We start from the raw sequence: 24,353 nt of genomic DNA, 5'->3' as shown, positions 1-24,353 counted from the left end.
ACGAGATTCAACGCGCCTCCAGTATCTGCGCCACTTTGTCACGCAAGTGCTTGAGCTCGAACGGCTTGGTGATCAACTGCATGCCGGGGTCAAGAAAGCCCGAGCGAGACATGGCGTTTTCCGCGTAACCCGTGATGAACAGCACCTGCAGGTGCGGGCGCAGCTTGCGTGCGATTTCCGCCAGTTGCCGACCATTCATGCCAGGCAGCCCGATATCGCTTATCAATAGCGAGATCGGTCTCGAGGAACGCAGGATCGGCAACGCTTCGTTGGCATTGCCCGCCGAACAACAGGGCAGCCCATCCTCGACCAGCGTCTGGCAAAGCAATTGGCGAACATCGGTATCATCCTCGACCACCAGAACATCCCCGGTAGTCATGCCGACGTTTGCCCGCACGGGCCTTTGACCGTCGTGCATCGTCTGTGCCTGATAGCGCGGCAGATAGAGATCGACCTGTGTCCCCTTGCCTAGCTGGCTGTGCAGACTGACATGCCCACGAGACTGCTTGCTGAACCCATAGACCATCGACAATCCAAGGCCGATGCCTTGGCCTACTGGCTTGGTCGTGAAGAACGGCTCGAAGGCATGCTCCAGCGTGCTTTCGGACATCCCTAGACCGGTATCACGAATGCACAGGTGCAAGTAATCGCCACTGGCGAGACCAATCCCGGGAAATTTCGGCGCGTCGATACGTTCGTTATGAGCCTCGATGCGCAGCAAGCCACCGCAGGGCATGGCTTCGCAGGCATTGAGCACGAGGTTGTCCAGCGACTCACGTAATTGTTGACCATCACCTTCCGCCTGCCAGAGATCCGGCGGTATCTCGACCTCAAGGTTCACTGAAGCTGCGACCTGCTGGCGTAGGCGCTGCGGCTGGAGCAACGCTTCGACGTCGATGGACTGGGTTTCCAGGGACTGACGTGAAGAGAAGGCCAACAGTCGGTGCGTCAGCCGCGCGGCCCGGCGCACAGCATCCTGGCCCCGGTCGAGCAGGCTATCGAGCCCCTCGACCTGCCCGCGCTCCAGGCGTCTGCCGATCAGTTCGAAACTGCCACCGATTCCGGTCAGCAAGTTATTGAAGTCATGCGCCACACCACCGGCCAGTTGCCCGACCGCTTCCATCTTGCGGGTCTGGTTCATCGCCTGTTCGTCGTTGCGCAATTGCTGGAGTTGTTCTTCGAGCAATGCGCGCAGGTATTGCTGCTGGTCACGGAAGTGGTACTGGTGACGGCGGGTGCGTAACGCAGCCTGAACCAGGCTGAGCAACTGCGCGGGCTGGAACGGGTAATGCAGGAGGAGCAGGTTGCCCAGGCGTTCGCGCGCCATGCTTCGCACCTGCGCGCCGACCAACAGGATGACGGGCAGGTCCGACCAGTCAGGCTGTTGGCCGATGAAGCGGTATAGCGGGTCCTGCGCATCTTCGGGCAAGCATTCATCCGCGATGATCGTCAAGCCGGCGCCGGCCTGCATCCATTCCACGAGAGCGCATGCGTCAGGCGTGCTGAGACTCGTGAAGCCAGAGCCTAGCAACAATTTCGAGGTTTCCTCCCCTAGTGGGGTTGGCGCCAGGATCAGGGCGCGCTCGTCCAGCGACTCCGAACCAGCCAAGATGCATCTCCCGTGATGATTGGCAAGCCTGGAAGCCTGCCGTTACAGCTACTATCACTGGACCATGGGGTTTGCCGAAGGGTTCAAAGGGATTGCGCAAAGTCTACAAACCCTGTTGCACCAGCGGATCATCGGGGTTTTGCCGCTCGAGTTCGGCAAGCAGCACCTGAACGTTCTGCAATTGTCCGGTTTCTTTCCAGTACTGCAGCAGCAGTACCCGCGCACGCCGGTTGGCCGGTTGCAGGCCGATCACGGCCTCCAGTTGCCTTAGCGCCGGCTCGACCTGTTCCAGCTGGTGCAGAGTCACAGCCAGGGTATAGCGATAGTCGATGTTCTCAGGCTCCAGTTCGACAGCGCGCGCGAGCGCCAGCAGGGCATATTCATCTTGCTGGTGGCGGCTGAGCCAAAGCCCGAGTTCGTGCTGCAGAAACGCCGAGTCCGGTCGCAGCGCCAGCGCCTTGGCCAATACATCCCGCGAGGCATCGTGCTGGCCTTGACGCTCGCGCAGACGGACCTGTGTCGCCAGTGCATCAAGATTGCCAGGCGAAACCCTCAAGGCGTTGTTCAACGCCGCGTCGGCCTGGGCGAAGTCGCTCCCATGCAGGTACAAGCGGGCCAGGTGCACCTGGGCGGCCACGTCGTCGGGTGCTTGGCCCAGAACCTGTCGATACTGCTCAAGGACATGCTCCAAGGGCGCGTAATAGAGGCCTATCGCGTCAGGGTCGAGCCCGAGCAAGGCGTCGACTGCCGCGAAGCGCACGCTTTGCTCCGGATCCTCCAGCATCGGTCCGATGGCCAGGCTGCGCTGGGAGGCCGGCAAGAGTTGGCGCAGGCTGGCGATGGCGGCGCGGCGTACCTGGGGATCCTCGTTCTCCAGATCCGCGGTGGCCAGCTTCAGGGCAAGCGCGGAGGGATAGTTGGGCAGTTCGGCATGCAAGGCCACGCGACGTATCGGCGCCAGGTCCGTGCGTTGCAGCTGTTGGTACAGCACACGCGCCGCGCCAGGCATACCGTCATGTGCCTGGCGTAACGCCTTGGCGTAGCTGTGCGGGGGCAGGTTGCTCGGCGTCGGGCTGTCATCGCGCCACAGGTAGCCGAACGTGCCCAGGGTCGTGACCAGGAGCAGGCTGGCGATCAGGTAGCGACGTGAACTCGGCATCGAAGGGCTCGTGACGGTTGGAAGGCAAAGCTTGGGACAGGCAGGCTGCAAATGCAACGGTGAACGTGGCGGGGGCGGATTGTCGGCGCGGAGGATGGAGATGGGATAAGACCATGGCTGCCAGGTGCATGCCATTGCATTTTCAGCGCCGTTGAGACCGCGCGGTGCATGTCGTGGCAGGTATAGTGCCCTTGAGATCGAGCGCCGCCCGCGCAGCGCTTCGCGCGGTGCCTGTCGGTAGATCTTCGGCGTCCTTGAGATCGAGCGCCGCCCGCGCGGCGCTTCGCGGGTAAACCCGCTCCCACATTTGTTGCACCGTGCCATGGCCTGATAGACCGAGGTCTTAGCCTTTGTTTGTATGGCAAGGATAATGAGGTGCCAACAACAGCCTTGATGCAGTCTTTAGCCATGCATCAAGGCTGACAACCCCAATCTCACAGGCCATGGCACGGTGCAACAAATGTGGGAGCGGGTTTACCCGCGAAGCGCCGCGCGGGCGGCGCTCGATCTCAAGGGCGCCGAAGATCTACCGACAGGCACTGCGCGAAGCGCCGCGCGGGCGGCGCTCGATCTCAAGGGCGCCGAAGATCTACCGACAGGCACCGCGCGAAGCGCCGCGCGGCGGCGCTTCTGACCCACCACTTCACTCCACCCTGGCCACCACCTCCGGTTGCCAGCCGCCACCCAAGGCCTTGTAGATGGCGACGATCCCGCGATACAGCTCGACCTCGCCTTGCGCCTGGGCGTCTTCGGCGCCGAGGCGCTCGCGTTCCGCGTCGAGCAGCACCAGGTAGTCCACCGTGCCTTCGCGATAGCGTATCGATGCCAGGTCCGCTGCCTTGCGGCTGGCCTCGCTCTGGCGCATCAACGCCATCAGGCGTTGCTGACGCTTGTCATAGTCGCTGAAGGCATTGGCCGACTCCTCTAGGGCCAGAAGCACCTGCTGTTCATAATTGGCCAGCGCGCCTTCGGCATCCGCCTTGGCACCGCGCAGACGGGCTCGGACACTACCCAGGTCGAAAGCGGCCCAGGTAATGCTGGGACCAAGCGCCCAGGCAGTGGCCGCCGAAGTCCCCAGCTGGGAGCCACGCGCGGCCGTGAAACCGAGAAAGCCGCTGAGGCTTACCCGTGGGAACAGGTCCGCGGTGGCGACACCGATGTCGGCCGTGGCGGCAGCCAGGTCGCGTTCGGCACTGCGGATGTCCGGGCGGCGCCGAAGCAGCTCGCCTGGATCACCGATGGGCAGGGCCTTGGCGATCGCTGGCAGCTTTCTCGGCGACAGGTCCACATCAAGGGTTTCAGGGCGCCGGCCGAGGAGGGTGGCGATACGGTTGCGCGCGCGAACCTGCTCTGCTTGCAGTTGCGGCACCGTGGCTTCGACGGCCGCCAGGCGGGCATCGGCGCGCACCACATCCAGCTCATTGCCCACGCCGGCGTCCTGCAAGGTCTGGGTGATACTGCGCGAATCCTGCTGGGTCTTGAGGTTGGCCAGGGCGATCCGCTCACGCAACTGGGCACCGCGCAATTGCCCATAGGCGTCCACCAACTCGGCGATCAGACTGACCTGCAGTTGTTGCAGATCGGCTTCGACAGCCGCTTCCCGGGCCTCGCTGGCTTCGAGCTGACGCTGGATGCGGCCGAACAGGTCGAGCTCCCAGGCCATGTCCAGGCCCAGGTCGTAACGTTCGCTGTTGACCCGACGCTCGGTCTGGCCGGGGACTTGGCCTTTGCCGACTTCGCTGCTTGCGCGGCCGCTCACGGTAGGTAAAGCGTCATTGTCGATGTCTTCACGAATCGACCGTGCGGCCTTGAGCCTGGCGAAGGCAACGCGCAGGTCTCGGTTGCCGTCCAGCGAAGTGCGCACCAACTGGTCCAGCACCGGGTCGTCGAACTGCTTCCACCACAGGCTCTCGAAACGACCGCGGTCGAATGCCGCGGTGACGGGCTCGTTGTCGAAGCGCGCCGGCGCGATGTCCGGCGCCTTGTAGTCCGGCCCGACGGCGCAGGCCGCCAGTGCCAGCGCAAGGAGGCTGGGCGCCAAAGGTTTGCTCAGGTTCATGCGTGGTTCTCCAGCGGCGCGGCGATGGCGGTCTTGCGGGCCTGGCGACGCTCGACGAAACGGCGGATCAGGAAGAAGAACACCGGGGTCAGGAACAGACCGAAAATCGTCACCCCGATCATCCCCGAGAACACCGCGACCCCCATGGCATGGCGCATTTCGGCACCCGCGCCGGACGACAGGACCAGTGGCACCACGCCCATGATGAAGGCGATCGATGTCATCAGGATCGGTCGCAGGCGCAGGCGGCAGGCATCCAGTACCGCGGCCAGCGGGTCCAGCCCTTCGGCCTGCTTGTCCTTGGCGAACTCGACGATGAGGATGGCGTTCTTGCAGGCAAGGCCGACCAGTACGATCAGGCCGATCTGCGTGAAGATATTGTTGTCGCCCCCGGAAAGAATCACCCCGGTAATGGCCGACAGCAGGGTCATCGGCACGATGAGGATCACCGCCAGCGGCAGGCTCCAGCTTTCGTACTGCGCGGCCAGCACCAGGAAGGCCAGCAGTACGCAGAGCGGGAAGACGAACAGCGCCGTGTTGCCCGAGAGAATCTGCTGGTAGGTCAGGTCGGTCCACTCGTAGGTCATGCCGTTGGGCAGCTCCTTGTCCAGCAGCCTTTCGATCGCTGCCTCCGCCTGGCCGGAGCTGTAGCCCGGCGCGGCGCCACCGTTGATTTCCGCGGTGATGAAACCGTTGTAGTGCATGACCCGGTCCGGGCCCGAGGTGTCACTGACCTTGAGGAAGGTGGCCAATGGGATCATGTCGCCGCGGTCGTTACGGACCTTCAGCTGGCCGATCTGTTCGGCGTCCAGGCGGAACTGCTGCTCGGCCTGGACGTTGACCTGGTAGGTGCGCCCGAACCGGTTGAAGTCGTTGGTGTACAACGAACCCAGATAGATCTGCAGGGTGTCGAAGATGTCGTTGATGGCCACGCCGTGAGTCTTGGCCTTCTCCCGGTCGATGGCCGCATCGACCTGTGGCACGTTGACCTGGTAGCTGGTGAACAGCCCGGCCAGCTCAGGCACCTGCTGACTCTTGGCGATGATGTTCTGGGTCTCCTGGTACAGCGCCTCGTAGCCCAGGTTGCCGCGGTCCTCGATCTGCAGGCGGAAACCACCGATGGTCCCCAGCCCTTGTACCGGTGGCGGCGGGAAGATCGCGATGTAGGCATCCTGGATGTCGGCGAACTTGGCATTCAGGGCGGCGGCGATGGCCTGTGCCGATTGGCTCGGATCCTTGCGCTCGTCGAATGGCTTGAGCGGTGTGAAGACGATGCCGCTGTTCGGGCTGTTGGTGAAGCCATTGATCGAAAGGCCAGGGAAGGCCACCGAATCGGCGACACCTGGCTGTTGCAGGGCAATCTCGCTCATCCGCTTGATCACCGCTTCGGTGCGGTCGAGGCTCGCGGCATCCGGGAGTTGGGCGAAGGCCACCAGGTACTGCTTGTCCTGCGCCGGAACGAAGCCGGTCGGCGTCGAGGAAAAGCCCAGGTAGGTCAGGCCCATCAGCCCGGCATAGACGAACAAGGCGATGCCGCTGCCGCGGATGACCCGGCTCACACCGGCCACGTAGCGCAGACTGGCACGCTCGAAGAAGCGGTTGAAGGGGGCGAACAGCCAGCCGCCGAGCAGCCGTTCGAGCAGTCGCGAGAAGCGGTCCTTCGGCGCGTGATGGTCCTTGAGCAGCACGGCCGCCAAGGCCGGGGACAGGGTCAGCGAGTTGAAGGCCGAGATCACCGTGGAAATGGCGATGGTCAAGGCAAACTGCTTGTAGAACTGCCCGGTAAGGCCGGAAATGAAGGCGGCCGGGACGAACACCGCACACAGCACCAGGGCGGTGGCGACGATCGGCCCGGTCACTTCGCTCATGGCCTTCTGCGTGGCTTCCACGGGCTTGAGGCCAAGGCCGATGTTGCGCTCGACGTTTTCCACCACCACGATGGCGTCGTCCACCACGATGCCGATGGCCAGTACCAGGCCGAACAACGACAAGGCATTGAGCGAAAAACCGAACAGGTGCATCACGGCAAAGGTACCGATCAACGACACGGGCACCGCCAGCAGCGGGATGATCGAGGCACGCCAGGTCTGCAGGAACAGGATGACCACCAGCACGACCAGGATCAGCGCCTCGAACAGGGTGTGGACCACGGCTTCGATCGAGCCACGGACGAATACGGTGGGGTCATAGACGATGCTGAAGTCCATGCCTTCGGGGAAGTCCTTCTTCAGCTCGGCCATCTTCGCTCGCACCTCGTCGGAGATGTCGATGGCATTGGAGCCGGGACGCTGGAAGATCGGCATCGCCACCGCTGGCTGGTTGTTCAGCAGCGAACGCAAGGCGTACTGGCTGGAACCCAGCTCGACCCGGGCGATGTCCTTCAGGCGGGTGATCTCTCCGTTGTCGCCCGCGCGGATGATGATGTTCTCGAACTCCTCTTCGTTGACCAGGCGGCCTTGAGTATTGATCGACAGCTGGAAACTGGTCGCGCCCGGCGCGGGCGGCGCGCCCAGCTGGCCAGCGGCGACCTGGCGGTTCTGCTCGCGGATCGCGGTGACCACGTCGCTGGCGGTCAGGTTGCGCGAGGCCACCTTGTTCGGGTCGAGCCACACGCGCAGGGAATAGTCGCCCATGCCGAACAGCTGCACATCGCCCACGCCGTTCAGGCGCGCCAGCTCATCCTTGATGTTGAGGATGGCGTAGTTGGACAGGTACAGCATGTCATAGCGATTGTCCGGCGAGGTCAGGTGCACCACCATGGTCAGGTCGGGCGACGCCTTGTCGACGGTGATACCGATACGCGTGACTTCCTCGGGCAGCTTGGGCTGGGTACGGGTCACACGGTTCTGCACCTGTACCTGGGCGTTGTCCAGGTCGGTACCCAGGGCGAAGGTGATGGTCAGCATCAGCTTGCCATCGGCCGTGGACTGGGAGGACATGTAGAGCATGTTCTCCACCCCGGTAATGGCCTGCTCCAGCGGCGCGGCGACGGTTTCGCCGATGACCTTGGGGTTGGCGCCCGGGAAGTTCGCGCGCACCACGACCGTGGGCGGTACCACTTCCGGGTATTCGCTGATCGGCAACTGGAACAGCGCGATGCTGCCGGCGATCAGGGTCACCAGCGACAGGACCGCAGCGAAGATGGGCCGGGTAATAAAGAATCGGGAGAAATTCATCGGTCTGGTCTCTTAGCCGCGTGGTGCCGTGGCACTGGCAAGTTTCACGCTCGGTCCGGTCAAGGTCGGGCCAGCGTTGCTGGCTTCGAGCGCCTGGCGCTGGCGCGCAAGGGTGGCGAGGGTTTCCTCGCTGGCCATCGCCGTGTCCTGCGGGGTGACCGGCGAGCCCGGACGTACGCGCTGCAGGCCCTTGACGACGATGCGGTCATCCTTGTGCAAGCCGCTACGCACGATACGCAGCCCTTCGAGTTTCGGGCCGAGTTCGACGGCGCGGTAGACCGCCTTGTTGTCCTTGTCCATGATCAGGACGAACTTCTTGCCAAGGTCGGTCCCCACGGCTTCGTCATTGATCAGCATGGCGGAGTAGGTCGCGCTGCCGACCAGTTTCAGACGGGCATAGAGACCGGGGGTGAACCGGCCATCGCGGTTGTCGAATACGGCGCGACCGCGGATGGTGCCTGTGCGTGGGTTGACCTGGTTGTCGACGAAGTTCATCTGGCCCAGGTGCGGATTGCCGCTTTCGTTGGACAGGCCCAGGTAGACCGGTGTGCTCTGTCCGCGCTGACCCTCGCGAGCCAGTTGGTTGTACTTGAGGTAGACGCGCTCATCGGCGTCGAAGTAGGCGTAGACCTTGTCGGTGGACACGACGCTGGTCAGCGGCGTGACATCGGCGGTGACGATGTTGCCCGCGGTGTACTGGGCACGACTGACCCGTCCGCTGATCGGCGCCGTCACCTTGGTGAAGCTCAGGTTCAGCCGCGTCAGGTCCAGTTGTGCCTGGATCGCCGCCACGCCGGCGCGAGCTTCGGTGGCCGCGCTGGCGCGAGATTCGGCCAGCTCGGCGGAGATGGCGTTGCTCTCGCGCAGACGTTCGCCTCGGCGGGCTTCGTTCTCGCTACGGGACGCCGTGGCACGGGCCTGCTGAAGTTGGGCTTCAAGGCGGCGAACCTCGGCCTGGAAGGGGCGCGGGTCGATCTGGAACAACAGGTCGCCTTTCTTGACCTGGGCTCCTTCGGTGAACCCGACCTGGTCTATCTGGCCAGACACACGTGGCCGTACTTCGACGGTTTCCGGCGCCTCGAGGCGGCCGGTGAATTCATCCCATTCGTTGACCGGCTGTTCGATCACCTTGGCCACGCTGACCTTGGGCGCGGCGGGCGCCTGGACCGCCTCCGGGGTACGGCCACAGGCACTGATCACCAGCACCGCCAAGGCGGCCAGGGGGTAGCGCAAGGGTTTGAATGATTGTTCCATGGAAAGATCCGCCAACATGAAGAAAGTGGGCGAATTCTGCGCGGCGCGCGTGAAGCGGACGAATCGAACGGGACGAAGATTATTATCATTCCGAATGATAGGTTCGCCTCTTTTACGGGCGGAACATCGAACGCCATCGACAAATTCATGGCGCTGTTTGTATCTGTAGAAGCGATCGTCTATATTCTGGCTCTACAGATTCAAAGAGGCGACTCGATGTCAGGCCTATCGCAGCTCCAGTCTTTCACCAAATCGCACTGCGTTGCCGGTCTGCGCGCGGCGCTGAGGATCCTCGACAAGTGGCAGGCGACCAGTGATCAGGCCTGCAGGATCCTGCGCATCTCGCGCAGCACCTATACGCGCGCTCGACAGGACGACACCGACTGGTCGGTAGGTCTGGATCAGGACCAGATGCAGCGGGTAAGTTTCGTGCTCAATATCCACGCGGCCTTGCGCACGGTGTTCGACAACCCGGAAAACGTCTACGGCTTTGCCTCGATGAGCAACGACAACGAGTTTTTCAACGGCCGTAAGCCCCTGGACATCATGGCGCAGGGCGACATGGTTTCTCTCTATGAGACCTTTCGCCGAATCGATGCTCTACGAGGCGCCCAGTGGTAATGCTCGCCGCGTTGCCGCTCCTGCCTAGCAAGGCGGTGCGAGCCTCGCGCCTGGTCAACTCGAAGTTTCCACCGATCCACTTGTTCGAAGACGTGGCCGATGCCGCCGAGTTCGAGGCTCTCTACCAGATCCAGGCGTTGACCAATCCCAGGCTGCAGAACGAGGCAGGGCGACTGGAGCTCATCGCGCTGACGGAAATTCCGTTCGGCATCCCCGGCGCTTCCTATGCTGTCGCGCCCTTTACCCATGTAAACCCGGCAGGCTCGCGTTTCAGCAATGGCGGTTACGGCGTGCTTTACCTGGCGGATACCCTCGACACCGCGATCGCCGAGGTGCGCTACCACCAGCAGGCGTACTGGTCCAGGGTGGTCGGACTCAATTACGAGCGCTTCGTGTTTCGTGCCCTGGCGTGCAGCTTCAACGAAGCCGGCCAGCGTGACCTGACCGGCGTGCCGCTGTCCGACCCGGTCTACGATCCGCTCGACTACACCCCCGGGCGCGCCTTGGGCAGTGCCGCCAGACGCGCAGGCTGTCCAGGTCTGCGCTACAACTCGGTGCGCGCTCCCGGTAGCCATTGCTGGGCGCTGCTGACACCCCGCAGGCTCACCTCGATTATCCAGGGCGCCCATTTCGAGATGATCTGGAATGGGCAGATCACCAGTGTGAACCGCGTGTCGAACGCCTGAGCCCACGCAATCCGCGCTGCCGCGCGAGTCATCCGGCCTGGTTGGGCGGGACGATGCCGTGACGCTTCATCTTGCGGTACAGCGTCGAGCGCGAAATGCCCGCCGCGTGCGCGGTGGCGCTGATGTTCCAGCGCTCCTGGCGCAACAGCAGCAGCAGCTGGCGTGCTTCGCTGTCGTCGAGATGTCGCTCGAGAGGGCGATGAATCGCAGGCAATGTCTCTTGCTTGGGCAAAGGCTCGACCGCGAGAAGCTCCTGCGGCAGGCATGAGGTATCGATCACACCGCCCTCGGCCAACGCCGACGCATAGCGCAGGCTGTTGATCAACTGCCGGAGGTTGCCTGGCCAAGGATGCCCGATCAGGTAGGCCCTGGCCTCGGTGCTGAGGCGCAGGCCGTTGGCGGCGGGTTGGCGCTCGAGGATGCGGGCGATCAACTCGCCGCGATCGGTACGCAGGCGCAGCGGCGGCAGTTTCAGGTGCATGCCGCATAGCCGGTAGTAGAGGTCTTCGCGAAAACGCTTGTCGCGAATCATGGCGGCGAGATCCTGGTGGGTGGCCGACACTACCTGGATATCCAGTGGCAGCGATGTACCCGCGCCCAGGGGCACCAGTTCGCGCTCCGCCAGAACGCGCAGCAGGCGGGTCTGCAGGTGGGCCGGCATGTCGCCGATTTCATCGAGGAACAGCGTGCCACCGTTGGCCAACTCCAGCTTGCCCTTCATGCCCTTGCGGTCGGCACCGGTGAAGCTGCCGGGGCGGTAGCCGAACAGTTCGCTTTCGATCAGCGCTTCAGGGATCGCCGCGCAGTTGAGCGCGACGAATGGGCCCGCGCGGCGCAGGCTGGCTTCATGCACGGCCCGCGCGAAGGCCTCCTTGCCGGTGCCGGTTTCGCCGGTCAGGAGGATGGCGATGTCCTTGTCCAGGACTTTGCGCAGGCGGCGTACGTCTTGCTGCAGCTGGGGATCATTGCCTGCCAGCTCATCCAGGTTCGGATGCGCGGACGGCGGCAGGCTCGGCGCGGGCGTGGGTCGTTGGCGATAGCCGGCCGGCACGCGCAGTCCGACTTCCAGCAGGCCATCGTCGACCAGCGCGCGCAGGTGGACGCCACAAGCGCCGCCGCGCGTCAGGTTGAGCAACTCGTCGATACGCGCGGGCAACAGCTGTTCGATACGCAGGCCGAGCAGCGGTCGTGCAAGGCTTTCGTGCGCCATGAAGGCGGCGCGGTTGGCGCCGATCACCCGGCCACTCTCGTCCAGGGCCAGAAGCTGCTCGTTGGCCAGGTCGGTGATGTCGTCCCTGGGCTTGATGGCCAGGGTCAGGCGATCGCGATAGCGCTGGCGGAAGTGGGTGTTCTCGATGAGCCGCGCATACATGATCACCAGCTGCAGGGTCAGGTGCTGGGCCTGCTTGGGCCCATCGTTGTACAGGCATGTGGCGTTGAGGCACCCCTGCAGCCGCCCCTGGGCATCGAAGATCGGTGAGACCGAGCAGCTCAGCCGCGCGTTGGCGGCGAGGAAGTGTTCCTGACGGTGGATGGTCAATGCCTGACCGGCAGCCAGGGCGGTGCCGATACCGTTGGTCCCGGCGATGGACTCATCCCAGCGCGCGCCCACGAGCAGCCCCGAACGCGTGTACAGGCCGTTTTCCGCCGGCAGGCGGGCGTCGAGCGTGATGCCCTGTTCATCGCTGAGCAGTACGGCGAAGCCTGCATCCACGACGCGCTTGGCCAGACCGTTGACGCCTTGGCTGGCAATGCTCAGATAGGCTTCATGTTGCGCCTGGTGGCGGCGTATCTCGGTGGCGCTGAGGACGTTGTCGACACGGCGCAAGCCCGGATCCAGGCGATGCTGGTTGATGCTGCGATACCAGGACTCGGCAATCACGGTTTCCGGGCGGATACCGCGCTCGGCGAAATGGCAATCGATGAAGGCGGCCAGCTCGCTGGGGCTGGTGGCATGAGGGTGCGCGATCATGGGCGCTCCACGGCAAGATCATTGTCAGGCCCGGTTCGCATGCCGGGGTCGAGGGAAACCATAGCTGGTTGGGGGCGGGCATGCACGGTTGGTGCGATATTGCGCCTTATACCAAGATGGCGTCAGGAAGGCTCATGCTGGACCTGTAGGAGGCCGCCCAGCCCGCAAGCTCTGTGGGAGCGGGTTTACCCGCGAAGCCGGCACCGCAATGTATGGCACCGGCTTCGCCGGTGTTCGCGGGTAAACCCGCTCCCACAGAGATTGCGGGCTTTGTTCTGTGCGCGACGGCGCAGCCAATGGGCTGATGCCTGTGATGATTGCGATTGAACCCCCATGCAGTAAGTCGACTCTCAACTAGGCCGTCATCGAGACCGAGATCATGTTAGCCGCCGATGAATTCTCCCTGCCTTTCAGCTCACCCCAGGCACCTGGGCAACTGTACTTCCAGGATGACGGGGCGACGCCTAACAGTCCGTTACCCGTCCTCATCTACGAGCTGCAGTGGCACGCCGGCCTGGACCGTGCCGCAGCTTTGGAAGCGCTGTTCGCGCGGCATGGCTGGGTGCCGTTATGGCGCGACGGCATCTTCGACTATCACCATTATCATCCCAATGCACACGAAGCATTGGGTGTGGTAAGTGGGCAGGCGAGGGTGACGCTGGGAGGGGAACAGGGAAAGACACTGGTCCTGAAAGAAGGGCAGGTCGTGATACTGCCAGCGGGTGTCGGACACTGCTGCGTGGACAGCAGCAGCGACTTCCTGGTGATCGGCGCCTATCCCAAGGGACAGGAAGGATATGACATCGAACGGCCCAGCCCGCGCAGTCGGGACGCAGCGCTCGCGCGAATTGCCCAGGTCGCGTTGCCAGGGGCTGATCCGGTAACTGGCCAGCAGGGGACGCTGATGGAAACGTGGCGCCAGGCGAAACCCCAGGAAAGTCGGCGGTAACCATGCGGGGCAGCGTGCTCGCCCCGCATGTAGCCAACCGTTCTCAGCTTCGTGGAATGGTCTTGAGCAGGTCTTCGGGACTGATATGCCCGACCACCTGCGCCACCCCGCTGCCCAGGTGCGGCAGGTCGAGGATGTGGCTCTTCATCTTGCCGATGATATGCATTTCGCACGGCTTGCAATCGAACTTCAGGGTCAGCACCTCATCACCCTGGATCAGTTGCATCGGCGCTACCTTGGTGCGAACCCCGGTCACGCCCTTGGCCTGCTTGGGGCACAGGTTGAAGGAGAAGCGCAGGCAGTGCTTGGTGATCATCACCGGGACCTCGCCCGCTTCTTCGTGCGCCTCGTAGGCCGCATCGATCAGCTTGACCCCATGGCGATGATAGAAATCGCGAGCTTTCTGGTTGTAGACGTTCGCCAGGAACGACAGGTGCGACTCCGGATAGACCGGCGCCGGGTCGGTCTCGGCCTTGCGCGCGCCACGTGGGTGCGCCTCGACGCGGGCCAGGGTAAGCGCCTCGATGGCCTCCCTGCGCAAGGTCTTGAGCTGTGAGTTGGGGATGAAGAAGGCTTGCGCCGCTTCCAGCTCGATGGCCGTGGCATGGTACTGGGTGGTACCCAGCTGGCCAAGCAGGTCGCGCAGTTGGTCAAGCGCCTGTTGCGGCTTGTTGGCCAAGCCGAACGGACCGTCCAGCGTCACGCTGGCTCGAATGCCTTCTTCGCTGGTGGCGTTCAGTCGCAGGCGATTTTCGTCCAGGGTGGCATGCCAGGACAGGCCGACACGGCGCTCGGAGGAGGTCTTGAGCAGCGCCTGCTGCCAGTTATGGTCCAGGTTGCGATTCAGCGGATGATTCGGGCGCAGGCGGTGCAAGCCGTCGGGCATCTCGTTGGGCTCGACCCGATAGCGATAGCGTTTCTGGCCTTCCTCGTCGAACTCGCCTCGCGGCTCGGCAATGTTCGCCCGGAAGCCCACGACATCCCGCTTGACCAACACGTTGAGACCGTCGCCGTTGGACAGGGGCTCATGGGTAACCACCTGCAGGTCGCGCTTGCCGACCTTTTCCACCACGCCCACCGCCAAGCCGGTGAAGGTCGGTGAGTCGAACGCGCCGATGTCGATCTTGCGCTCGCTGACGAAATAGTCGGTGCTGCCGCGGTGGAAGGTCTTGTCTGGATCAGGGACGAAGAAGTGCGCGGTGCGGCCACTGGATGCGCGCGCGAGCTCCGGGCGCCCCTCGAGTATCTGGTCCAGGCGCTGGCGGTAATAAGCCGTGATGTTCTTCACGTAGCCCATGTCCTTGTAGCGCCCCTCGATCTTGAACGAGCGCACGCCGGCATCGACCAGATCGCTCAGGTTGGCGCTCTGGTTGTTGTCTTTCATCGACAGCAGGTGCTTCTCGAACGCGACCACGCGGCCCTGATCATCCTTCAGCGTGTAGGGCAGGCGGCAGGCCTGGGAGCAGTCGCCACGGTTGGCGCTGCGGCCGGTCTGCGCGTGGGAGATGTTGCACTGGCCGGAAAACGCCACGCAGAGCGCACCATGGATGAAGAATTCGATGGCCGCGTCGGTCTCGGCGGCGATGGTGCGGATCTCTTGCAGGTTGAGTTCGCGCGCCAGGACCAACTGGGAGAAACCGGCCTGGTCGAGGAACTTCGCCCGCTCGAGGGTGCGGATATCGGTCTGGGTGCTGGCGTGCAGCTCGATCGGCGGGATATCGAGCTCCATCACGCCCAGGTCCTGGACGATCAGCGCGTCGACACCGGCGTCGTACAGCTGGTGGATCAGCCGACGCGCCGGTTCCAGCTCGTTGTCGTGGAGGATGGTGTTGATGGTGGTGAAGACCCGCGCGTGGTAGCGCCGGGCGAATTCCACCAGTCCGGCGATATCGCCGACGTCATTGCAGGCGTTATGGCGGGCGCCGAAGCTCGGGCCGCCGATGTAGACGGCGTCGGCGCCGTGCAGGATCGCTTCACGGGCAATGGCCACGTCGCGGGCAGGGCTGAGCAGTTCCAACTGATGTTTGGGCAGGGACATGTCTTTTTCTGATTCGGCTTGTCACGGTGGCGCGCATTGTACCGGTGAAAAGCCCCCGGGGCACGCGCCTGCTGCCGGAAGGCGCGCAAGGGCGTCTGATAGAAGCGACCGTCTTGCGCAAAATTCGAAATGCATGCACTTCGAATTTTGCGCAAGACAGTCGCTCCTACCTGGGGCCATTGCCATCAATGTTGGACATCTATCCAGAACCGGGGCCGCAGCTCAGATTCATGCATCTACGACCCCTGTAGCCTCGACCCGCATTTATCAGCCCCGGATACGACGTCGATCAGCTGCCGATCACGCCATCGCTGTACTGGCCGTTGACCAGTCGGCGCAGACGCAGGGGGTTATCGTCCTGCAAAGCCGGCGGCAGCAGGGATTGCGGGTAGTTCTGGTAGCACACCGGACGCAGGAAACGATCGATGGCCAGGCTGCCGACCGACGTACCGCGAGCGTCGGACGTGGCCGGGTACGGACCGCCATGGACCATGGCGTCGCAGACTTCGACGCCCGTGGGATAGCCGTTGACCAGAATGCGCCCGACTTTTTCTTCGAGCAGCGGTACCAGCCAGGCGTAGGCCTCCAGGTCTTCAGGCTCGCCGATCAATGTCGCCGTCAGTTGCCCGCGCAGGCCGAGCAGGGCAGCGCGCAGCTCGTCGTTATCCGCGACTTCGACCGCGACGGTAGTCGGGCCGAAGACTTCTTCCTGAAGTAGCGGGTCGGCGTCGACCAGCAGGCTCGCCTCGGCCTTGAACAGCTGAGCGCGCGCCTGGCTGCCTTCCTGCGCCTGACCGGCCAGGTGCTGGATACCCGCATGACCCTGCAAGTGCGCGAGGCCGTCGACATAGCTGCGCAGGCCGCCTGCATTGAGCAACGTCTGCCCGGCTTGCTGGTCCAGATGAGCGCCCAGGTCGGCGAGAAGCTGGCCGTAGTGCGTCGACTTGATACCGATCACCAGGCCAGGGTTGGTGCAGAACTGGCCGCCGCCCAGGGTGACGGAGCCCGCGAGCTCGCGGGCGATGGCATCGCCGCGCTTGGCCAGCGCGGCTGGCAGGATGACGACCGGGTTGATGCTGGACATCTCGGCGAATACCGGGATCGGTTGAGCCCGCTCGGCCGCCATGCGGCACAGCGCATCGCCGCCCTTGAGCGAACCGGTGAAGCCGACTGCCTGGATTGCCGGATGCTTGACCAGCCACTCGCCGACACCGCCTCCGAAGACCATGTTGAACACGCCCTTGGGCATGCCGGTACGCTCGGCGGCACGCTGGATGGCGCAGCCGACCAGATCGGCGGTGGCCATATGGCCGCTGTGCGCCTTGAACACCACCGGGCAACCGGCCGCTAGGGCGGCGGCGGTGTCGCCACCGGAGGTCGAGAACGCCAGCGGGAAATTGCTGGCGCCGAATACGGCGACCGGACCTACGCCAATGCGCATCTGGCGCAGGTCGACGCGCGGCATCGGTTGACGCTCAGGTTGCGCCAGATCGATGCGTGCGCCCAGATAATCGCCGCGGCGCAAGACGTGCGCGAACAGCCGCATCTGTCCGCTGGTACGGCCGCGCTCGCCCTGGATCCGTGCCGCTGGGAGGGCGGTCTCGCGGCAGACGATAGCGACGAAGGCATCGTCCAGTTCATCCAGTTCGGCGGCGATCGCTTCAAGGAACTCGGCGCGGCGGTTGGGTGCCAGCTGGCGAAATTCGGCAAAAGCGCCCGCGGCGGCCTGCGCGGCTTGGTCCACCTCGGCTTCGGTGGCTTGAACGAAGCTGTAGGGCAGCGCTTCGCCGGTCGATGCATCGAGGCTCTGCAGTTTTTGCGTGCCAGCCGCGCTACGTTCGCCAGCGATGAAGTTATGACCGAGGATCTCAGGCATGGGGTTGCTCCTGGTTAAGGTGAAAAACGGTGGAATGAGCAACCCATCGCAGCGCAAGCCCGCGGGGCGGGTGCGCAAGGTTGCTCCACGCGCCACCCATCAAGTGATGGGCGCCGGATTGAACAAGGTGATGTCGTTATGCAACCTGTGTTTCTCCGCCCAGGTGGTCTGACGGCCACTGGCGACATCGAGGTAGTAGTGGAACAGTTCCCAGCCCAGTTCCTCGATGGACGAGCGTCCGGTGGCGATACGCCCGGCATCGACGTCGATCAGGTCGGGCCAGCGCTGGGCCAGCTCGGAACGCGTGCAGACCTTGATCACCGGCGCCATGGCCAGCCCATAGGGCGTGCCGCGGCCGGTGGTGAAGACATGCAGGTTCATCCCGGCGGCCAACTGCAGGGTGCCGCAGACGAAATCGCTGGCTGGGGTAGCGCAGAAGATCAGGCCCTTGTGGATGACACGCTCGCCCGGGCCCAGCACGCCCTGAATCGCGCCACTGCCGGACTTGACGATCGAACCGAGGGATTTCTCGACGATGTTCGACAGGCCGCCCTTTTTGTTCCCAGGCGTGGTGTTGGCGCTGCGATCGGCTTCACCGCTCTGCAGGTAGCGGTCGTACCAGTCCATCTCGCGGATTAGGGCCTGAGCCACGTCCGGGTTCTGCGCGCGGGAGGTAAGCATGTAGATGGCGTCGCGCACTTCGGTCACTTCGGAGAACAGCACGGTCGCACCGGCACGCACCAGCAGGTCGGCGGCATAGCCGAGCGCGGGGTTGGCGGTGATGCCGGAGAAGGCGTCGCTGCCGCCGCACTGCATGCCGAGGATCAGCTCGCTGGCAGGTACGGTCTCGCGCCGACGCCGGTCCAGCTTCTGCAGGCGCGCCTCGGCCAGGGCCATGATCTGCTCGATCATCTCGACGAAACCGAGGCTGGCATCCTGCAGGCGGTACAACCATGGTTCGCTGAGGTCCACCGAAGGGTCGTCGGCGTGCATCACCTGGCCGGCCTGGAGCTTTTCGCAGCCCAGGCTGATGACCAGCGCTTCGCCGCCGAGGTTGGGGTTGCGGGCCAGGTTGCGCACGGTGCGGATCGGGATGTAGGCGTCGCGAGCGCTGATCGCCACGCCGCAGCCATAGCTGTGGGTGAGGGCGACCACGTCATCGACGTTGGGGTACTTGGGCAGCAGCTCGGCGCGAATGCGTTTGACGGCGTGGTCGAGCACGCCGGTGACACATTGCACGGTCGTGGTGATACCCAGGATATTGCGCGTGCCGACAGTGCCGTCGGCGTTGCGGTAGCCTTCGAAGGTATAGCCCTCCAACGCCGGCATGGCGGCGGGGACGGCGTCGCAGTGCGGCAGGCTGTCCAGCTCGGGCGCGGCCGGCATGGCCAGTTGGGTTTCCTGGACCCAGCTGCCACGGCGCAGCGTCTCCAGGGCGTAGCCGATGATCTGCCCATAGCGCCGGACGGGCTCGCCCTTGGCGATGTCCACCAGGGCGACCTTGTGACTCTGCGGCACGTCCTCGATCAGGGTCAGGCCATCGGGAAAGCGGCTGCCTTCCCCAAGCCCGTGATCATTGACCACCACCACGACATTGTCGGTCTCGTGCAAGCGAACGTAGCGGGGCGAATCCGAGTGTTCGATCAACTGCATGTTCAGGCCCTTCTTGTCATTTTTTCAGGCTTGTTTCAGCCGCTGGCGTCTTGGTGGGTACCAGCGTTCAGTGGCTCAGCGACGCGAGTCGGCCAGTTCGCTGTTGTCGTAGGGCACGGGAATCTCTTCGTCCTTCGGCGCGTCGCGCAGCTCGATGCGCTTGATCGGACCGACGATCACCAGGTAGCTGAACACCGCGACCAGCGCATTGGCGCCCACGTAGACGAGCGCCCACTTGAACGAGCCGGTAGCGCTGATGATGTAGCCGATGATGATCGGCGTCGTGATCGAAGCGATGTTACCGAAGGTGTTGAACATGCCGCCCGAGAGACCGGCGATCTGTTTCGGCGAGGTGTCCGACACCACGGCCCAGCCCAGCGCGCCCAGCCCTTTGCCGAAGAAGGCCAGGGCCATGATCCCCACGACCATCCACTCGGCGTCCACGTAGTTGCAGATCACCATGGAGGTCGACAGCAGCAGGCCGACGACAATCGGCGCCTTGCGCGCGAAGGTGAGCGAATTGCCGCGACGCAACAGGTGGTCGGACAATACGCCACCGAGCACGCCGCCGACGAAACCGCAGATCGCGGGCAGCGAAGCGATGAAGCCGGCCTTGAGGATCGACATGCCACGTTCCTGCACCAGGTACACCGGGAACCAGGTCAGGAAGAAGTAGGTGATGGCATTGATGCAGTACTGACCCAGGTACACGCCGATCATCATGCGGCTGGTCAGCAGTTGCTTGATATAGCCCCACTTCGGGCCACTGGCGCCGTCGCCGCGGGGCTTGTCCATGTCGACCAGGCCGCCGTTGTTCTCGATGTGCTCGAGCTCTTCGGTCCCGATCATCGGGTGTTCCTTGGGGTTGTAGATCACCTTGAGCCACACCAGCGAGAAACCGATGCCGATGATGCCCATGACGATGAACACATGCTCCCAGCCCCAGCTATGGACGATCCAGCCCATCAGGGGCGCGAACAGCACCGTCGCGAAGTACTGCGCGGAGTTGAAGATGGCCGATGCCGTCCCGCGTTCGGCGGTGGGAAACCAGGCGGCGACGATACGCGCGTTACCGGGGAAGGACGGCGCTTCGGCGAAGCCGACCAGAAAGCGCAGCATGAACAGCGCGATGATCGCGTTGGCCAGCGGCAGGTAACCGACGAAGCCTTGCAGAACGGTGAACAGGGACCAGATAAAGATGCTGAACGCATAGACCTTCTTCGAGCCGAAGCGGTCGAGCAGCCAGCCGCCGGGAATCTGCCCGAGCACGTAGGCCCAGCCGAAGGCGGAGAAAATGTAGCCAAGAGTCACCGCGTCGATACCCAGGTCCTTCTGCAGGCTGGAACCGGCGATGGCAATGGTGGCGCGGTCTGCGTAGTTGATCGTGGTCACGATGAACAGCATGAAGAGGATCAGGTAGCGCACATGCGTCTTTTTCGTCGCTTGCATGCAGATGTACTCCCACTAATTATTTTTGTGCGGGCTTGTCTGTAATGCCAAAGCGGGATCGACCCGCTTTGGCGGCGGCAGGGCAGGCCGCCTGTCACTCGGGTGTTATTGCGCGCCTTGCTTGTCCATCAGGGCCGCGAGCATCTCGAACTCTTCTGCGGTGAGGTCGGTCAGCGGTGTGCGCACCGGGCCGGCATCATAACCGGCGATCTTGGCGCCGGCCTTCACGATGCTCACGGCGTAGCCGGGCTTGCGGTTGCGGATGTCCAGGTACGGCAGGAAGAAATCGTCGATCAGCTTGCCGACGGTCGCATGATCTTCACGGGCGACGGCGTGGTAGAAGTCCATGGCGGTTTTCGGCACGAAGTTGAACACCGCCGAGGAGTAGACCGGGACGCCCAGTGCCTTGTAGGCGGCTGCATAGACTTCGGCGGTGGGCAGGCCGCCCAGGTAGCTGAAGCGATCGCCCAGGCGGCGACGGATCGACACCATCAGTTCGATGTCGCCCAGGCCGTCCTTGTAACCGATGAGGTTGGGGCAGCGGTCAGCGAGCAATTCCAGCTGCGTGGCGTTGAGTCGGCAAACGTTGCGGTTGTAGACCACCACGCCGATATTGACCGACTTGCAGACCGCCTCGACATGAGCGGCGACGCCGTCCTGGCTGGCTTCGGTCAGGTAGTGCGGCAGCAGCAACAATCCCTTGGCACCCAGACGCTCGGCTTGCTGGGCATATTCGATGGCCTGGCGGGTCGCGCCGCCGACGCCGGCCAGAATCGGCACGGAGCCTGCGCAGGTGTCCACGGCGGTCTTGATGATCTGGCTGTATTCACTGGCGGCCAGTGAGAAGAACTCGCCCGTGCCGCCGGCGGCGAACAAGGCGCTGGCACCGTAGGGCATGAGCCATTCCAGGCGCTTGCTATAACCGGCGGGGTTGAAGTCGCCCTGCGCGTCGAAATCGGTGACAGGGAAGGACAGCAGACCGTGGGAGAGGATGGATTTCAGTTCTTGTGGATTCATTGTTTTTAGCATCCTGGTGCGCTTGGTGAAGGTTGTTGTTCAAGATTGGAGGTAAGTTATCGTACAACCTCCAGGATGACTAGCCCTTTGAATAGAAATTTTTGGAAATTATCGTTGTGAAGGAAAGGGGGGGGTTTACCAGGTTTCTCAGTTTTCCCGCTTCAGGATGAGCTTTCCAGAGGGGCGCGCTGGTTATCTGGTCATCGTATCTCTCTGTCGAGAGTGCGTTTCAAGCGCGATCAGTGCATTGCCAGTACAAGCGACAGGAAAGGGTCTGCGGGCAGGGTGGATCGGGAGAACGATCAACCCTCCCCACAAAGAGTGTCCGAGACTGGCCTGGACCATGGGGAGGGGGGTAAGGCAGTAGCTGATCAGGCGGCTTGCTGGCGCTTCGCTGCCTGCGCCTTGAGCACTTGAGTGCGACACGCGTCGCCGAAGGCCCGGAAGATCTTGATCGAATCCGGGTTACGCGCCGCCTGCCACTCCGGGTGCCACTGCACGGCGAAGAGGAACGGCGACAGGCCAGGCCCATGAATGGCCTCTACCAGGCCATCTTCGGCCAGCGCGATCGGCTCGAGGCCCTCGCCCAGGTTGTTCAGGCCTTGGCCATGCAGGGAGTTGACTCGAATCTCGTCACTGCCCAAGGTTTCGTGCAGCCAGCTGCCTTCCTTGATCTTGACGCCATGGGCCGCCGCGTACTGGACGTCGACCGGATCGTCCGGGTTTTCCCGGTGATCGTTGAGCCCAGGTACCTCGTAAACCTTCTGGTGGATATCGCCGCCCAGGGCCACGTTGATTTCCTGCATGCCCCGGCAGACGCCGAAGATGGGCAGGCCACGGGCGATGGCCAGTTGCACCAGAGGGATGTCGAACAGGTCGCGGTTCTTGTCCTGGACCTTGCCGGGGGTTTGGTTCTCCTGACCGTAGAGCGCGGGGTCGATATTGCTGCCGGCACCGGTCAGGTAGATGCCGTCGGCCATGTCCAGATAGGTTTCCAGGTCATCGGTACCGCAGCAGGTGGGTACGAGGACCGGCACGCAGCCGGCGAACTCCACCAGCGGCGCGATGTATTTGTGCGTCATGACCTGATAGTCGTGACCCTTGCGCTCCTGGGTGCCCATGGTCATGAGGACGACGGGTTTGCGCGAGGGCTGATTCTTATTGCCAATGTTGCTGTTGGGCATATGTCACCTTGGGACAGGCGGGGCCTGTCATTGTTGTGCAGGCGCGCGATCGGACCTCTGCGTCACCTGGGGTCCCGAGCACTGCCGGAGCGCGAGGGAACGGCGCATACCGGTCGGGGCCTGTCAGGTAGCTTGCCAGAGCCGTTTGATATGTCAAACGACCGGGAGGATCTTGAAGGAGCCCAAAGCGCCTGAATTCGGCGTGCCGGCGCTGCCTGGGCCTTTGGTGACAAGGGTTTGCCAAGGGTGTTGGTCAATTATATTTAACGATGCAGTTGGTTGATTGCAGGAACGCAAAGAGCACGCTTGCCCGCTTTCAAAGATGTCGACGCGAAAAGAAAATGTCAGGTTATTAATACCACCCCTTTATAAGGAGTGTATGGATCGTCCACCCCGTGCCCGCTTCTGTCGACAGGATGCGGGGCGCGGGATGGCTCGCCGATGAGCATTCCTTGCGACCGCCATTCAGTCATTGACAGAGCGTCGTGACCGCCCGAATGTCGACATTATCAGCCTGCCGCCCACCTACACCTTACGAGGAACACCTGATGTCCGCATCCGCCATCCGAGCCGTCACACACCTGCCATTCAGCGAACTCCAGGCATTGCTGAAGCGCGTCTTCCTACGGCACGGCTGCAGCGAGACAGTGGCCGCGGTACTGGCCGAAAACTGCGCCAGCGCGCAACGTGACGGTGCCCATAGCCATGGCGTTTTTCGTATTCCGGGATACGTCTCGACCCTGGCCAGCGGTTGGGTGGATGGCCAGGCCAGGCCGCAGGTCACCGACGTTGCCGCCGGCGTGGTGCGCGTCGACGCCATGGGCGGCTTCGCACAACCCGCGCTGGCCGCGGCCCGGCCACTGCTGGTGGAGAAAGCTCGCAGCGCCGGCATCGCGGTGCTGGCCATTCACAACTCACATCATTTCGCCGCCTTGTGGCCGGATGTCGAGCCATTCGCCGAGCAGGGCCTGGTGGCATTGAGCGTGGTCAACAGCATGACATGCGTGGTGCCTCATGGCGCGCGCAAACCCCTGTTCGGCACCAACCCCATCGCTTTCGCCGCACCGTGCGCAGACGCGCATCCCATCGTCTTCGACATGGCCACCAGCGCGATGGCCCACGGTGACGTGCAGATCGCCGCGCGCCAGGGCGAGCAACTGCCGCCCGGGATGGGCGTCGACAGCCAGGGCCAGCCTACCCGCGACCCGCGAGCGATACTGGAGGGCGGGGCGCTGTTGCCGTTCGGCGGTCATAAAGGTTCGGCCCTGTCGATGATGGTCGAACTGCTGGCCGCTGCGCTGACCGGCGGGCACTTTTCCTGGGAATTCGACTGGTCGGCCCATCCGGGCGCCAAGACACCCTGGACGGGGCAACTGATCATTCTCATCGACCCCACCAAGGCCGAGGGTGAACGCTTTGCCCAGCGTAGCCGCGAACTGGTCGAGCAGATGCAGGCGGCGGGGTTGCAGCGGATGCCGGGCGAGCGACGTTACCGTGCGCGGGAGGCAGCCGCGCGAGACGGCGTGGCGCTCGATGCGCAGGAGCTCGACGCCTTGCGCGCGCTCGCGCTCTGATGCGTTACCCAAGCCGTGCAAGGTTGCATTCACTGTGTTGCAGATCAGTGATGTTCCTTGTACGCCGGTACGGGTAT

The 24,353-nt window shown here is 63.6% G+C and carries 17 protein-coding genes; 5 read left to right on the top strand and 12 right to left on the bottom strand.

Annotated elements, in window-relative coordinates; genetic code table 11:
* Positions 1 to 7: 7 nt before the first annotated feature.
* Positions 8 to 1,609: a response regulator gene (locus G7009_RS13340; RefSeq protein WP_181130536.1), complete on the bottom strand. Its 1,602-nt coding sequence runs from the start codon at positions 1,607 to 1,609 to the stop codon at positions 8 to 10.
* Positions 1,610 to 1,712: 103 nt separating this feature from the next.
* Positions 1,713 to 2,768, bottom strand: a complete 1,056-nt coding sequence (locus G7009_RS13335) for a tetratricopeptide repeat protein (protein ID WP_181130535.1) — start codon at positions 2,766 to 2,768, stop codon at positions 1,713 to 1,715.
* Between the two features lie 460 nt (positions 2,769 to 3,228).
* Between G7009_RS13335 and G7009_RS13330 the strand changes: the two genes are divergently transcribed.
* Positions 3,229 to 3,402 carry a hypothetical protein gene (locus tag G7009_RS13330; protein ID WP_181130534.1) on the top strand — a complete coding sequence of 58 codons (174 nt, stop codon included), beginning with the start codon at positions 3,229 to 3,231 and terminating at the stop codon, positions 3,400 to 3,402.
* Positions 3,403 to 3,411: 9 nt separating this feature from the next.
* Here the strand turns inward: G7009_RS13330 and G7009_RS13325 are convergent, their stop codons facing one another.
* Genes G7009_RS13325 through mexE form a run of 3 tightly spaced genes read right to left on the bottom strand, consistent with a single transcriptional unit; the run spans position 3,412 to position 9,257 of the window.
* Positions 3,412 to 4,827: an efflux transporter outer membrane subunit gene (locus G7009_RS13325; protein WP_181130533.1), complete on the bottom strand. Its 1,416-nt coding sequence runs from the start codon at positions 4,825 to 4,827 to the stop codon at positions 3,412 to 3,414.
* The gene (locus tag G7009_RS13320) at positions 4,824 to 8,003 is read right to left on the bottom strand and encodes an efflux RND transporter permease subunit (protein ID WP_181130532.1); all 3,180 of its coding nucleotides are present in this window, start codon (positions 8,001 to 8,003) and stop codon (positions 4,824 to 4,826) included. Before G7009_RS13320 ends, G7009_RS13325 begins: the two co-directional genes overlap by 4 nt.
* A 12-nt stretch (positions 8,004 to 8,015) precedes the next feature.
* Positions 8,016 to 9,257, bottom strand: coding sequence for a multidrug efflux RND transporter periplasmic adaptor subunit MexE (gene mexE, locus G7009_RS13315; protein ID WP_181130531.1), 1,242 nt, complete (start codon positions 9,255 to 9,257; stop codon positions 8,016 to 8,018).
* Between the two features lie 216 nt (positions 9,258 to 9,473).
* On the opposite strand from mexE, the gene G7009_RS13310 reads away from it, so the two are divergent.
* Together G7009_RS13310 and G7009_RS13305 are read left to right on the top strand one after the other, a co-directional pair.
* Entirely contained in the window at positions 9,474 to 9,878 is a 405-nt protein-coding gene (locus G7009_RS13310) for an antitoxin Xre-like helix-turn-helix domain-containing protein (RefSeq protein WP_181130599.1), read from the top strand.
* A complete protein-coding gene (locus tag G7009_RS13305; protein ID WP_375139556.1) occupies positions 9,872 to 10,564 on the top strand; it encodes an RES family NAD+ phosphorylase in 693 nt (230 codons plus the stop codon). Before G7009_RS13310 ends, G7009_RS13305 begins: the two co-directional genes overlap by 7 nt.
* Positions 10,565 to 10,592: 28 nt before the next feature.
* On the opposite strand, the gene G7009_RS13300 is transcribed toward G7009_RS13305, so the two are convergent.
* Positions 10,593 to 12,536: a sigma-54-dependent Fis family transcriptional regulator gene (locus G7009_RS13300; protein ID WP_181130529.1), complete on the bottom strand. Its 1,944-nt coding sequence runs from the start codon at positions 12,534 to 12,536 to the stop codon at positions 10,593 to 10,595.
* A 379-nt stretch (positions 12,537 to 12,915) separates the two neighbouring features.
* Here G7009_RS13300 and G7009_RS13295 point away from each other — a divergent pair, with 379 nt between their 5' ends.
* Positions 12,916 to 13,485 carry a cupin domain-containing protein gene (locus G7009_RS13295; protein ID WP_181130528.1) on the top strand — a complete coding sequence of 190 codons (570 nt, stop codon included), beginning with the start codon at positions 12,916 to 12,918 and terminating at the stop codon, positions 13,483 to 13,485.
* Between the two features lie 43 nt (positions 13,486 to 13,528).
* Here G7009_RS13295 and G7009_RS13290 read toward each other — a convergent pair whose 3' ends face one another.
* The 6 genes from G7009_RS13290 to G7009_RS13265 all read right to left on the bottom strand — a co-directional run bounded on the left by G7009_RS13290 (position 13,529) and on the right by G7009_RS13265 (position 22,702).
* Complete coding sequence (locus G7009_RS13290; RefSeq protein ID WP_181130527.1) at positions 13,529 to 15,523, bottom strand: peptidase U32 family protein; 1,995 nt, start codon at positions 15,521 to 15,523, stop codon at positions 13,529 to 13,531.
* Positions 15,524 to 15,812: 289 nt separating this feature from the next.
* Positions 15,813 to 17,399 (bottom strand): aldehyde dehydrogenase (NADP(+)), encoded by a 1,587-nt coding sequence (locus G7009_RS13285; RefSeq protein WP_181130526.1) that lies wholly within the window; start codon positions 17,397 to 17,399, stop codon positions 15,813 to 15,815.
* A gap of 99 nt (positions 17,400 to 17,498) precedes the next feature.
* Positions 17,499 to 19,052 (bottom strand): galactarate dehydratase, encoded by a 1,554-nt coding sequence (garD, locus tag G7009_RS13280; protein ID WP_181130525.1) that lies wholly within the window; start codon positions 19,050 to 19,052, stop codon positions 17,499 to 17,501.
* A 75-nt stretch (positions 19,053 to 19,127) separates the two neighbouring features.
* Positions 19,128 to 20,501 (bottom strand): MFS transporter, encoded by a 1,374-nt coding sequence (locus tag G7009_RS13275; protein ID WP_181130524.1) that lies wholly within the window; start codon positions 20,499 to 20,501, stop codon positions 19,128 to 19,130.
* A gap of 105 nt (positions 20,502 to 20,606) precedes the next feature.
* A complete protein-coding gene (kdgD, locus tag G7009_RS13270; RefSeq protein ID WP_181130523.1) occupies positions 20,607 to 21,518 on the bottom strand; it encodes a 5-dehydro-4-deoxyglucarate dehydratase in 912 nt (303 codons plus the stop codon).
* Positions 21,519 to 21,889: 371 nt separating this feature from the next.
* Entirely contained in the window at positions 21,890 to 22,702 is an 813-nt protein-coding gene (locus G7009_RS13265; protein WP_181130522.1) for a gamma-glutamyl-gamma-aminobutyrate hydrolase family protein, read from the bottom strand.
* Positions 22,703 to 23,250: 548 nt separating this feature from the next.
* Here G7009_RS13265 and G7009_RS13260 point away from each other — a divergent pair.
* The gene (locus tag G7009_RS13260) at positions 23,251 to 24,276 is read left to right on the top strand and encodes an Ldh family oxidoreductase (RefSeq protein WP_181130521.1); all 1,026 of its coding nucleotides are present in this window, start codon (positions 23,251 to 23,253) and stop codon (positions 24,274 to 24,276) included.
* Positions 24,277 to 24,353: the final 77 nt, after the last annotated feature.

The organism is Pseudomonas capeferrum, from assembly GCF_013523055.1.
GTDB lineage: Bacteria > Pseudomonadota > Gammaproteobacteria > Pseudomonadales > Pseudomonadaceae > Aquipseudomonas > Aquipseudomonas capeferrum_A.
Note: the sequence above shows the minus strand (reverse complement) of the source record. Positions and strands in the feature narration are given on the sequence as shown.